Annotated in this window: 9 protein-coding genes; 6 read left to right on the top strand and 3 right to left on the bottom strand. The window is 40.0% G+C overall.

The features are described from left to right. Positions 1 to 21 precede the first annotated feature (21 nt). From ilvC to ACERDH_RS06860, 3 genes are all read left to right on the top strand, one after another. Positions 22 to 1,044, top strand: coding sequence for a ketol-acid reductoisomerase (gene ilvC, locus ACERDH_RS06850; RefSeq protein WP_227325521.1), 1,023 nt, complete (start codon positions 22 to 24; stop codon positions 1,042 to 1,044). 357 nt (positions 1,045 to 1,401) lie between these two features. Beyond that, positions 1,402 to 2,652: a threonine ammonia-lyase IlvA gene (gene ilvA, locus ACERDH_RS06855; protein ID WP_386684726.1), complete on the top strand. Its 1,251-nt coding sequence runs from the start codon at positions 1,402 to 1,404 to the stop codon at positions 2,650 to 2,652. 840 nt (positions 2,653 to 3,492) lie between these two features. Next, positions 3,493 to 3,708, top strand: a complete 216-nt coding sequence (locus ACERDH_RS06860; protein WP_001130036.1) for a capsule biosynthesis transcriptional regulator — start codon at positions 3,493 to 3,495, stop codon at positions 3,706 to 3,708. A 196-nt stretch (positions 3,709 to 3,904) separates the two neighbouring features. On the opposite strand, the gene ACERDH_RS06865 is transcribed toward ACERDH_RS06860, so the two are convergent. Together ACERDH_RS06865 and ACERDH_RS06870 are read right to left on the bottom strand one after the other, a co-directional pair. After that, a complete protein-coding gene (locus tag ACERDH_RS06865; RefSeq protein WP_004262060.1) occupies positions 3,905 to 4,645 on the bottom strand; it encodes an amino acid ABC transporter ATP-binding protein in 741 nt (246 codons plus the stop codon). Next, positions 4,645 to 6,210: an ABC transporter substrate-binding protein/permease gene (locus ACERDH_RS06870; RefSeq protein ID WP_386684710.1), complete on the bottom strand. Its 1,566-nt coding sequence runs from the start codon at positions 6,208 to 6,210 to the stop codon at positions 4,645 to 4,647. The genes ACERDH_RS06865 and ACERDH_RS06870 overlap by 1 nt, the downstream gene beginning before the upstream one ends. A 138-nt stretch (positions 6,211 to 6,348) precedes the next feature. On the opposite strand from ACERDH_RS06870, the gene ACERDH_RS06875 reads away from it, so the two are divergent. Together ACERDH_RS06875 and ACERDH_RS06880 are read left to right on the top strand one after the other, a co-directional pair. After that, the gene (locus tag ACERDH_RS06875) at positions 6,349 to 8,238 is read left to right on the top strand and encodes a DUF2207 family protein (RefSeq protein ID WP_386684707.1); all 1,890 of its coding nucleotides are present in this window, start codon (positions 6,349 to 6,351) and stop codon (positions 8,236 to 8,238) included. 61 nt (positions 8,239 to 8,299) lie between these two features. Further along, entirely contained in the window at positions 8,300 to 9,145 is an 846-nt protein-coding gene (locus ACERDH_RS06880) for an undecaprenyl-diphosphate phosphatase (RefSeq protein ID WP_033682326.1), read from the top strand. Between the two features lie 139 nt (positions 9,146 to 9,284). Here ACERDH_RS06880 and dinB read toward each other — a convergent pair whose 3' ends face one another. Beyond that, positions 9,285 to 10,346, bottom strand: coding sequence for a DNA polymerase IV (gene dinB / locus ACERDH_RS06885; RefSeq protein ID WP_386684704.1), 1,062 nt, complete (start codon positions 10,344 to 10,346; stop codon positions 9,285 to 9,287). Between the two features lie 237 nt (positions 10,347 to 10,583). Here dinB and pflB point away from each other — a divergent pair, with 237 nt between their 5' ends. Further along, positions 10,584 to 12,899, top strand: coding sequence for a formate C-acetyltransferase (pflB, locus tag ACERDH_RS06890; protein WP_261049901.1), 2,316 nt, complete (start codon positions 10,584 to 10,586; stop codon positions 12,897 to 12,899). The last annotated feature ends 161 nt before the right edge of the window (positions 12,900 to 13,060 follow it).

The raw sequence follows: 13,060 nt of genomic DNA on the forward strand, positions 1-13,060 counted from the left end.
AATAGAAAAGAGAGAAAAACTATGGCAGTTCAAATGGAATACGAAAGAGATGTTAAAGTAGCAGCACTTGACGGTAAAAAAATCGCTGTTATCGGTTATGGTTCGCAAGGACATGCGCATGCACAAAACTTGCGTGATTCAGGTCGTGATGTTATCATCGGTGTACGTCCAGGTAAATCTTTTGACAAAGCAAAAGAAGATGGATTTGATACTTACACAGTAGCAGAAGCAACTAAATTAGCTGACGTTATCATGATTTTGGCACCAGACGAAATCCAACAAGAATTGTACGAAGCAGAAATTGCTCCAAACTTGGAAGCTGGAAATGCAGTTGGATTTGCTCATGGTTTCAACATTCACTTTGAATTTATCAAAGTTCCTGCGGATGTAGATGTCTTCATGTGTGCACCTAAAGGGCCAGGACACTTGGTACGCCGTACTTACGAGGAAGGATTTGGTGTTCCAGCTCTTTATGCAGTATATCAAGATGCAACAGGAAATGCGAAAAACATTGCTATGGACTGGTGTAAAGGTGTTGGAGCTGCCCGTGTAGGTCTTCTTGAAACAACATACAAAGAAGAAACTGAAGAAGATTTGTTTGGTGAACAAGCTGTACTTTGTGGTGGTTTGACTGCCCTTATCGAAGCAGGTTTCGAAGTCTTGACAGAAGCAGGTTACGCTCCAGAATTGGCTTACTTTGAAGTTCTTCACGAAATGAAATTGATCGTTGACTTGATCTATGAAGGTGGATTCAAGAAAATGCGTCAATCAATTTCAAACACTGCTGAATATGGTGACTATGTATCAGGTCCACGTGTGATTACTGAGCAAGTTAAAGAAAATATGAAGGCTGTCTTGGCAGACATCCAAAATGGTAAATTTGCAAATGACTTTGTAAATGACTATAAAGCTGGACGTCCAAAATTGACTGCTTACCGTGAACAAGCAGCTAACCTTGAAATTGAAAAAGTTGGTGCAGAATTGCGTAAAGCAATGCCTTTCGTTGGTAAAAACGACGATGATGCATTCAAAATCTATAACTAATTGATAGAAATTAAGGTGAAGGCGAGTTGGGGGACTAACTCGCTTTTATAATCAATTCATCTCTCTTTTTAAGAAGATGGATTGAGATAATACTCAATGAAAATCAAAGAGCAAACTAGGAAGCTAGCCGTAGGCTGCTCAAAGCACTGCTTTGAGCTTGTAAATAAGACTGACGGAGTCAGCTCAAAACACTGTTTTGAGGTTGTGGATAGAACTGACGAAGTCAGCTCAAAACACTGTTTTGAGGTTGTGGATAGAACTGACGAAGTCAGTAACCATACCTACTCCAAGGTAAAGCTGACGTGGTTTGAAGAGACTTTCGAAGAGTATAAGTATGAAATAGTCTAGGAGAAAAAGATGTTAAGTTCAAAAGATATCATCAAGGCTCATAAGGTCTTGAATGGTGTGGTTGTGAATACACCGCTTGATTATGACCATTATTTATCGGAGAAGTATGGTGCTAAGATTTATTTGAAAAAGGAAAATGCCCAACGTGTTCGTTCTTTTAAAATTCGCGGTGCCTATTATGCCATTTCCCAGCTCAGCAAGGAAGAGCGTGAACGAGGAGTAGTCTGCGCTTCTGCGGGAAATCATGCACAGGGTGTTGCCTATACTTGTAATGAAATGAAAATTCCTGCAACTATTTTCATGCCCATCACTACTCCGCAACAAAAAATTGGTCAAGTTCGATTTTTTGGTGGGGACTTCGTGAACATTAAACTAGTTGGAGATACCTTTGATGCCTCAGCTAAAGCAGCTCAAGAATTTACACTTTCTGAAAACCGTACCTTTATTGATCCCTTTGATGATGCCCATGTTCAAGCTGGTCAAGGGACAGTTGCTTATGAGATTTTAGAAGAAGCTCGAAAAGAATCGATTGATTTCGATGCTGTTTTGGTCCCTGTTGGAGGCGGAGGTCTCATTGCTGGAGTTTCGACTTATATCAAGGAAACAAGTCCAGAGATTGAAGTCATTGGGGTAGAGGCAAATGGAGCGCGTTCCATGAAGGCTGCCTTTGAAGCTGGTGGGCCTGTCAAACTCAAGGAAATTGACAAATTTGCAGATGGGATTGCTGTTCAGAAGGTAGGTCAGTTGACCTATGAGGCAACTCGTCAACATGTTCAAACTTTGGTAGGTGTCGATGAGGGATTGATTTCTGAAACCTTGATTGATCTCTACTCTAAGCAAGGGATTGTCGCAGAACCTGCTGGAGCGGCTAGTATCGCCTCTTTAGAGGTTTTAGCTGAATATATCAAGGGGAAAACCATTTGTTGTATCATTTCTGGAGGAAATAATGACATTAACCGTATGCCAGAAATGGAAGAGCGTGCCTTGATTTATGATGGGATTAAGCATTACTTTGTGGTCAATTTTCCACAGCGTCCAGGGGCCTTACGTGAGTTTGTAAATGATATCTTGGGGCCAAATGATGATATCACACGTTTTGAGTATATCAAACGAGCTAGCAAGGGGACAGGACCAGTATTGATTGGGATTGCCTTGGCAGATAAGCATGATTATGCAGGTTTGATTCGTCGAATGGAAGGGTTTGATCCATCTTATATTAACTTAAATGGTAATGAAACGCTCTATAATATGCTTGTCTGAGGACTAATAAAAAAATATCATATTATTTGCACAACTGATGTATAGGTGCTATAATGAGGGTGAAGAAAGGGGGCGATTCCTATGGACTTAGGAAATCGATTACGCTATTTCTATCTCAACTCATTATAGTACCTATGTTTTTTGATTTGGTTTATAGTAAGGGAGTAAAATTACTTATTATATTTAAGGAGTATTTTTGAAATCCACTATTTTATATAGGGCTAATCTGTGGTTTGGTTAAATATAATAGGAATTAGAAAAAATAATCAATACTAATGAGAAACCTTATAATGAACTGACTGAGAAGAGTGATGAGATACTAAGAAGATAAAAACAGTAGAAAATGTTGAAAGATAGGATACTATTGTTTCTTAATTACTAATCTTTTTATTGGTTTAAAGAAACAAAAAAGGAAGATAAAGTAAATAAATAGTACCAGTTGAGCAAGTGAAAAGTGCTTATAAAGGCAGGAAGAATATTAAAGAAGGAGAAGAGAAAGAATAGTTACTAATAGTGTGGAGAGAAAGTGTTTCGCTATTAGAAATATCGTTTTAAAGTTGGATAAATAGAATAAAGTTGAGTATAAAACCTGTCTAACCTATCCCGAACTGGTATTTGTAAAACATGAATATTTTTACAAGTAAAAGATTTAATAATACAATTATTTTAAAGGTATTTACTAATGGTTTATAGCAAGGGAAAACCTATATATTATCGACTTTAATAAGATAGTAATAGAAAAATAAATCATTAATTTTATTGAATATATGTTTTTTTATTGACAAAAGTCATAAAAACGTATACAATTAAATATCGTAAAGAAGAAAATAGGAGAAGGACATGGCTAAGTCAAACTTTGAAAAAGTAGAATCAGTTGTTGGCTGGGTTCGTGATAAGAAAATCACAGGCTACCGTATCTCTAAAGAAACGAATGCGCGTGAAATGTCTATCATTGCTCTAGCGCAGGGTCGTGCAAAAGTAAAAAATATTTCATTTGAAACAGCTCTAGGTTTAATTGATTTCTATGAAAAAAATCATGAAAAATTTGAAGATTAATCTTTGGATAATGGCGGATTCTTGAAAAGGGTCTGCCTTTTCATTTTGATACTCAATGAAAATCAAAGAGCAAACTAGGAAGCTAGCCGTAGGCTGTACTTGAGTACGGCAAGGCGAAGCTGACGTGGTTTGAATTTGATTTTCGAAGAGTATGAGGACAGCAAAAAGACTGCACGATTGATGCAGCCTTTTCTTTTTATTTGAGATAACGTTGAAGAAATTCTTTTGTACGTTCTTCTTTAGGATTGGTGAAGAGGTCTTCTGGTTTGCCTTCTTCAGCAATTACACCTTTATCCATAAAGATAACACGGTGAGAGACATCACGGGCAAATTCCATTTCGTGAGTCACTACAATCATAGTCAAGCCTTCCTGAGCTAGATCTTGCATGATTTTGAGGACTTCTCCAACCATTTCTGGATCGAGAGCTGATGTTGGTTCATCAAAGAGAATAGCGTCAGGATTCATAGAGAGGGCGCGTGCAATAGCCACACGTTGTTTTTGACCACCTGAGAGTTGTTTTGGTTTGGCTTGCCAGTAGCGTTCTCCCATGCCGACTTTTTCCAAGTTTTCTTTGGCAATCTTTTCAGCTTCTGTACGTTCACGTTTAAGGACAGTTGTCTGAGCGACGATTGTGTTTTCAAGGACGTTGAGATTTTCAAAGAGGTTAAAGGATTGGAAAACCATCCCTAACTTTTCACGGTATTGCGTGAGGTCATAGCCTTTTTCGAGGACGTTTTGTCCATGATAAAGGATTTGTCCATCAGTTGGTGTTTCAAGTAGGTTAATAGAGCGTAGGAAGGTCGATTTCCCGCTTCCAGAGCTTCCGATGATAGAGATTACCTCTCCCTTGTGGACAGTGAGTGAAATGTCTTTTAGCACTTCATTTTGACCATAGGATTTTTTGAGGTGTTTAATTTCAAGGATTGCTTGTGTCATTATTTCAAATCCTCCGTTTGCATTTGGTTAGCACCTGTAGTATAGGTATCCATGTCCATGCGGCGTTCGATAAAGCGTAGGATACGTGTTACGGTGAAGGTGAGGACAAAGTAAATCACGGCGATGATTGTAAATGTCTGGAAGTATTGATAGGTTTGTGTTGCCACGGTATTTCCTGAGAAATAAAGTTCGACAACTGAGATAACGTTCAATACAGATGTATCTTTGATATTGATGACAAATTCATTACCAGTTGCTGGTAGGATGTTACGGACTACCTGAGGTAGGACAATCTTACGCATGGTTTGGTTATGAGTCATACCAAGAGCAGTCGCAGCTTCAAATTGTCCCTTGTCAACTGCTAGGATACCACCACGAACAATTTCAGTCATGTAGGCACCGGTGTTGATCGAAACGATGAAGATAGCAGCTAGTGTACGGTCAAGGTTGATACCGAAAGCTTGGGCAGTTCCATAGTAGATAACCATCGATTGAACGATCATTGGGGTACCACGGAAAATTTCAATGTAGACATTGAGGATCCAACCGGCTAGTTTTTGTAGGCTGTAAATGGCTTTGTTTTCAGAGAGAGGAGCAGTACGGAAAACACCAATAGCAAGCCCAATAATGAGCCCTGTGATGGTTCCGACGATAGAGATTAAAAGAGTGACACCAGCACCACGCAAAAGTTGTTGCCAGTTTTCAGAAAGAATTTTAGCGACTTGGCTAAAGAAACTACTGCTAGTCTCTTCAGTTGTTGTAGCTTCGGCAGGTTGTTCCTTGATCATACGATCCATCAAGGCAACTTGGTCGTCTTTTGAAATGGTTTCAATGCTGGCATTGATTTGGCTAATACGATTGTCATCTTTACGAAGTCCAATGGCGATAGCTGTATCTTCTTCCCCAGTTTTGAAACCTGGTTCTACTTGGATCATCTTGAACTTAGAGTTAGCAGCTTCAGCAGTCAGAGCTTCTGGGCGTTCAGAAACATAGGCGTCGATGACACCAGCCTCAAGAGCTTGGCGCATTTGAGCGAAGTCTCCCATGGCTGTTTCTTTTTTAGCACCTGGGATTTGTGCAATCAAATCGTAAAGGTAAACCCCTTGTTGAGAAGTGATTTTTGCACCATTAAAGTCATCCAAAGATTTGGCATTTGCGTAGGCAGAATCTTTTTTGACCAGTAGAACTGGTTCGCTAGTATAGTAACTGCTTGAAAAGGCAATTTCTTGTTTGCGCTCGGCAGTAGGACTCATACCTGCGATAATCATGTCAATCTTACCAGAAGTAAGGGCAGGGACTAGACCTTCCCACTTGGTTTTAACAACCAAAGGTTCTTTACCTAAGTCCTTAGCGATTTTCTTGGCGATTTGAACATCGTATCCATTGGCATACTGGTTAGTCCCATCGATTTTGACAGCTCCATTGCTATCATCATCCTGAGTCCAGTTAAAGGGAGCATATGCTGCTTCCATCCCGATGCGTAAATATTCATCAGCTTGAGCAACATTGACAAGTCCTAGCATCAGCAAAAGACTTGTGAAAATAGATAAGTATATTTTTCTCATGATTTCTCCTATTTCTAATCTATTAAAAAATAACTGTCTCCTATTTTATCGAAAAAAACTCTATTTTTCAATATAGGTAAGCCCTTACTTATGAAAAAATGATATAATGATAGCAAAGATAAAAAGGGGGCTTAGTTGATGAAAAAAACTTTTTTCTTACTGGTGTTAGGCTTGTTTTGCCTTCTGCCACTCTCTGTTTTTGCCATTGATTTCAAGATAAACTCTTACCAAGGGGATTTGTATATTCATGCAGACAATACGGCAGAATTTAGACAAAAGATAGTTTATCAGTTTGAGGAGGACTTTAAGGGGCAAATCGTGGGACTTGGACGTGCTGGCAAGATGCCTAGTGGGTTTGACATTGATCCTCATCCAAAGGTTCAGGCTACGAAAAATGGTGCTGAACTAGCAGACGTTACTAGCGAAGTGATAGAAGGAGCAGATGGTTATACTGTTAAAGTCTATAATCCAGGCCAGGAAGGCGACACAGTTGAAGTTGACCTTATCTGGAACTTAAAGAATTTGCTTTTCCTTTATGATGATATCGCTGAATTAAATTGGCAACCTCTGACAGATAGTTCAGGGGCTATTGGGAAGTTTGAATTTCATGTAAGGGGAGACAAGGGGGCTGAAAAACTCTTTTTCCATACAGGGAAACTTTTTAGAGAGGGAACGGTTGAAAAGAGTAACCTTGATTATACTATTCGTTTAGACAATCTTCCTCCTAAGCGTGGAGTTGAATTGCATGCTTATTGGCCTCGGACCGATTTTGCTAGCGCTAGGGATCAGGGCTTGAAAGGGAATCGTTTAGAAGAGTTTAATAGGATAGAAGACTCGATTGTTAAAGAAAAAGAGCAAAGTAAACAGCTAGTTACTTGGGTCTTCCCTTCTATCCTTTCCATCTCCTTGTTATTGAGTGTCTGCTTCTATTTTATTTATAGAAGAAAGACCACTTCTTCAGTTAAATATGCTAAAAATCATCGTCTCTATGAACCACCAATGGAGTTAGAACCTATGGTTTTATCGGAGGCTGTCTACTCGACCTCCTTGGAGGAAGTGAGTCCTCTAACCAAAGGAGCAGGTAAATTCACCTTTGACCAACTTGTTCAAGCTACCTTGTTAGATGTGGTTGACCGCGGAAATGTCTCTATTATTTCAGAAGGGGATGCAGTTGGGTTAAGACTGGTAAAAGAAGATGGTTTGTCAAGTTTTGAGATAGACTGTCTAAATCTGGCCTTTTCAGGCAAAAAAGAAACAACCCTTTCAAATTTATTTGCGGATTACAAGGTATCTGATAGTCTTTATCGTAGGGCAAAGGTCTCTGATGAAAAACGGATTCAAGCAAGAGGGATTCAGCTCAAATCTTCTTTTGAAGCAGTATTGAAAGAGATGCAAGAAGGAGTAAGAAATCGAGTTTCCTTCTGGGGGCTCCCAGATTACTATCGACCTTTAACTGGTGGGGAAAAGGTTTTGCAAGTGGGGATGGGACTCTCTACTGTCCTACCATTATTTATAGGATTTGGTCTGTTCTTGTACAGTTTGGACGTTTATGGCTATCTTTATATCCCCTTGCCAATACTTGGTTTTCTAGGTTTGGTTTTGGCTGTTTTCTATTATTGGAAGCTTCGACTAGATATTCGTGATGGTGTCCTAAATGAAGCAGGAGCAGAAGTATACTATCTCTGGACCAGTTTTGAAAATATGTTGCGGGATATTGCACGATTGGATCAGGCTGAATTGGAAAGTATTGTAGTTTGGAATCGCCTCTTGGTCTATGCGACCTTATTTGGATATGCGGACAAGGTTAGCCATTTGATGAAGGTTCATCAGATACAAGTGGAAAATCCAGATATTAATCTCTATGTAGCTTATGGCTGGCACAGTATGTTTTATCATTCAACAGCACAAATGAGCCATTATGCTAGTGTCGCAAATACAGCAAGTACCTACTCTGTATCTTCTGGCAGTGGAAGTTCTGGCGGTGGCTTCTCTGGAGGAGGAGGCGGTGGCAGTATAGGCGCCTTTTAAAGAGAGCTGTCACAGACTGAAAAAATATGCTATAATGGAAGATAGAAAAAAGGAGTAGTCTATGTATCTTATTGAAATTTTAAAATCTATCTTCTTCGGTATTGTTGAAGGAATTACGGAATGGTTGCCGATTTCTAGTACAGGTCACTTGATTTTAGCAGAGGAATTTATCCAATACCAAAATCAAAACGAAGCCTTTATTTCCATGTTTAATGTCGTGATTCAGCTTGGTGCGATTTTGGCGGTCATGGTAATCTACTTTAACAAGCTCAATCCTTTCAAACCGACTAAGGACAAGCAGGAAGTTCGTAAGACTTGGAGACTATGGCTGAAGGTCTTGATTGCAACTTTGCCTTTACTTGCCGTCTTTAAGTTTGATGATTGGTTTGATACCCACTTCCATAACATGGTTTCTGTTGCTCTCATGTTGATTATCTATGGGATTGCCTTTATCTATTTGGAAAAACGTAATAAAGCGCGTGCTATCGAGCCAAGTGTAACAGAATTGGACAAGCTTCCTTATACGACAGCTTTCTATATCGGACTCTTCCAAGTTCTTGCCCTTTTACCAGGGACCAGCCGTTCTGGGGCAACGATCGTCGGTGGTTTGTTAAATGGAACCAGTCGTTCTGTTGTGACAGAGTTTACCTTCTATCTTGGAATTCCAGTTATGTTTGGAGCTAGCGCCTTAAAGATTTTCAAATTTGTAAAAGCAGGACAACTCTTGGACTTCGGGCAATTGTTCTTGCTCTTGGTTGCCATGGGAGTCGCTTTCGCAGTCAGCATGGTCGCTATTCGTTTCTTGACCAGCTATGTGAAAAAACACGACTTCACCCTTTTCGGTAAATACCGTATCGTGCTTGGTAGTATCTTGCTACTTTACAGTTTTGTCCGTTTATTTGTATAAGAAAAACCTTGAAGGGGCAGCTCTTCAAGGTTTTATACTCTTCGAAAATCAAATTCAAACCGCGTCAGCTTCGCCTTGCCGTACTCAAGTACAGCCTGCGGCTAGCTTCCTAGTTTGCTCTTTGATTTTTCATTGAGTATTAAAATCCAGTCACGGTAATCCCCAACAGGCGGACACCTCTTTCTTTCTCGCTTAATTCTTCATAGAGTTGCAGGGCTATTTGGCTTATCTGACTAGCATCCTGTGTTTTTTGAACAATACTTTTTCGTTTAGTAAGAGTTGAAAAGTCTTCGTAGCGGATTTTCAAAATGACAATTTTTCCAGCTTTTTCTTGTTGACTGAGATTGAGAGCGACTCTTTCTGATAGAAGAGTCAGCTCTTTTTTGATGTCTTCCTCGGCACGGAGAATCTTTCCATAGGTTTTCTCCTTCCCGATGGATTTACGGATACGATTGGATTTGACTGGAGAGTTGTGAATGCCACGAGCCTTTCGATAAAGGTCATAACCCAGTCTACCAAAACGGTCTATCAGAGTCACTTCAGGAACTTCAAGTAGGTCAGCACCAGTAAAAACACCCATTTGATGAAGTCGTTCCACCGTCTTTTTTCCTACTCCATGAAACTTGGAAATATCCATTTGTTTGAGGAAATCCTCAGCTTGGTCAGGTAGAATCACTGTCAAACCATGAGGTTTTTGATAATCGCTAGCCATTTTAGCTAAGAATTTATTGTAGGAAACACCTGCAGAAGCAGTTAGATGGAGTTCTTGCCAGATATCCTCTTGAATGAGGCGAGCGATTTTGACTGCTGACTTGATACCTAGTTTATTTTCTGTTACATCCAAATAGGCTTCGTCAATACTCATGGGTTCAATCAAATCTGTATAGCGCTTAAAAATAGCGCGAATCTGGAATCCCACAGACTTGTATTTTTCATAATTCCCTGAGATAAAGACGGCTTGGGGACAACGTTTATAAGCTTCCTTGGAACTCATGGCTGAATGGACACCAAAAGCTCGAGCTTCATAGCTACAAGTGGACACGACACCACGCCCACCTGTTTGTCGAGGGTCGTTTCCGATAATGACAGGTTTTCCTCTGAGTTTAGGATTATCCCTGATTTCCACCGCAGCAAAAAAGGCATCCATGTCAATATGGATGATTTTTCTTGACAAATCATTTAACAAGGGGAAAATCAACATGCCTAGCACCTTTTTATTGCTTATTTTCTTTTATTATACCCTTTTTTCTGAAAAAAAGAAAAAATGCTTTATTTTTTTCAAAAATATAATACAGTTTAGGGCGAAATATAGACTGTTTTAGAAAAGAAAGTGTAAAAATAGGCCTTTTCCACTTGTTGAAATCGGTTACTGTGTGGTATACTTGTCTCATGAATGTAACAGATGACTGTTACTAGAAAGAAAAAAGAGGACATTAACATGGTTGTTAAGACAGTTGTTGAAGCACAAGATATTTTTGATAAAGCTTGGGAAGGCTTCAAAGGCGTAGATTGGAAAGAAAAAGCAAGTGTATCACGCTTCGTACAAGCTAACTACACACCTTACGATGGAGACGAAAGCTTCCTTGCAGGACCAACAGAACGTTCACTTCACATCAAAAAAATTGTAGAAGAAACTAAGGCTCACTACGAAGAAACTCGTTTCCCAATGGACACTCGTCCAACATCTATCGCTGATATCCCAGCAGGATTTATCGATAAAGAAAACGAAGTTATCTTCGGTATCCAAAACGATGAGCTCTTCAAATTGAACTTCATGCCAAAAGGTGGTATCCGTATGGCTGAAACTACTTTGAAAGAAAATGGATACGAACCAGATCCAGCTGTTCACGAAATCTTCACTAAATATGTGACAACAGTTAACGACGGTATCTTCCGTGCTTATACTTCAAACATCCGTCGCGCTCGTCACGCTCACACTGTAACTGGTCTTCCAGATGCATACTCACGCGGACGTATCATCGGTGTTTACGCACGTCTTGCTCTTTACGGTGCAGACTACTTGATGCAAGAAAAAGTAAACGACTGGAACGCAATTGAAGAAATCGATGAAGAAACAATCCGTCTTCGTGAAGAAATCAACCTTCAATACCAAGCATTGCAACAAGTTGTTCGCTTGGGTGACCTTTATGGGGTTGATGTTCGCAAACCAGCGATGAACGTTAAAGAAGCGATCCAATGGGTTAACATCGCTTTCATGGCTGTCTGCCGTGTTATCAACGGTGCTGCTACATCTCTAGGACGTGTGCCAATCGTATTGGATATCTTTGCAGAACGTGACCTTGCTCGTGGTACATTTACTGAATCAGAAATCCAAGAATTCGTTGATGATTTCGTTATGAAACTTCGTACAGTTAAATTTGCTCGTACAAAAGCTTACGACCAATTGTACTCAGGTGACCCAACTTTCATCACAACTTCTATGGCTGGTATGGGTAACGACGGTCGTCACCGTGTTACTAAGATGGACTACCGTTTCTTGAACACTCTTGACAACATCGGTAACTCACCAGAACCAAACTTGACAGTTCTTTGGACTGACAAATTGCCATACAACTTCCGTCGCTACTGTATGCACATGAGCCACAAACACTCTTCTATCCAATACGAAGGTGTAACAACAATGGCTAAAGACGGATATGGTGAAATGAGCTGTATCTCATGCTGTGTGTCTCCACTTGACCCAGAAAATGAAGAACAACGCCACAACATCCAGTACTTCGGTGCGCGTGTAAACGTATTGAAAGCCCTTCTTACTGGTTTGAACGGTGGTTACGACGATGTTCACAAAGACTACAAAGTATTTGACATCGAACCAATCCGTGACGAAGTTCTTGAATTTGAATCAGTTAAAGCTAACTTTGAAAAATCTCTTGACTGGTTGACTGACACTTACGTAGATGCTTTGAACATCATCCACTACATGACTGATAAGTACAACTACGAAGCTGTTCAAATGGCCTTCTTGCCAACTAAACAACGTGCGAACATGGGATTTGGTATCTGTGGATTTGCCAACACTGTTGATACATTGTCAGCTATCAAATACGCTACAGTTAAACCAATCCGTGACGAAAATGGCTATATCTACGATTACGAAACAATCGGTGAATACCCACGTTGGGGTGAAGATGACCCACGTTCAAACGAATTGGCAGAATGGTTGATTGAAGCTTACACTACTCGTCTACGTAGTCATAAACTTTATAAAGATGCGGAAGCTACAGTTTCACTTTTGACTATCACATCTAACGTTGCTTACTCTAAACAAACTGGTAACTCACCAGTCCACAAAGGTGTATACCTCAACGAAGATGGTTCTGTCAACTTGTCTAAACTTGAATTCTTCTCACCAGGTGCTAACCCATCTAACAAAGCTAAAGGTGGATGGTTGCAAAACTTGAACTCACTTTCTAGCCTTGACTTTAGTTATGCAGCTGATGGTATCTCATTGACTACACAAGTATCACCTCGCGCTCTTGGTAAGACTCGTGATGAACAAGTTGATAACTTGGTAACAATCCTTGATGGATACTTCGAAAACGGTGGACAACACGTTAACTTGAATGTTATGGACTTGAACGATGTTTACGAAAAGATCATGTCAGGTGAAGACGTTATCGTACGTATCTCTGGATACTGTGTAAACACTAAATACCTCACTCCAGAACAAAAAACTGAATTGACACAACGTGTCTTCCACGAAGTTCTTTCAATGGATGATGCTTTGAGCTAATCAAGTTCTTGAATAATGAAAAGAAACCCTCGGTCAGTCGACTGAGGGTTGTTTTATGTGACTATTAGTCCGTCTCGCTCCGTTAGGTGCGAGACAAAACAACCACCCGCTATGCGGGTGCGCGTCGAAGGTTATACCAAAAAAACTCCGAACGCGATACA

The sequence above is a fragment of the Streptococcus bovismuti genome (genome assembly GCF_042436615.2).
Lineage (GTDB): Bacteria > Bacillota > Bacilli > Lactobacillales > Streptococcaceae > Streptococcus.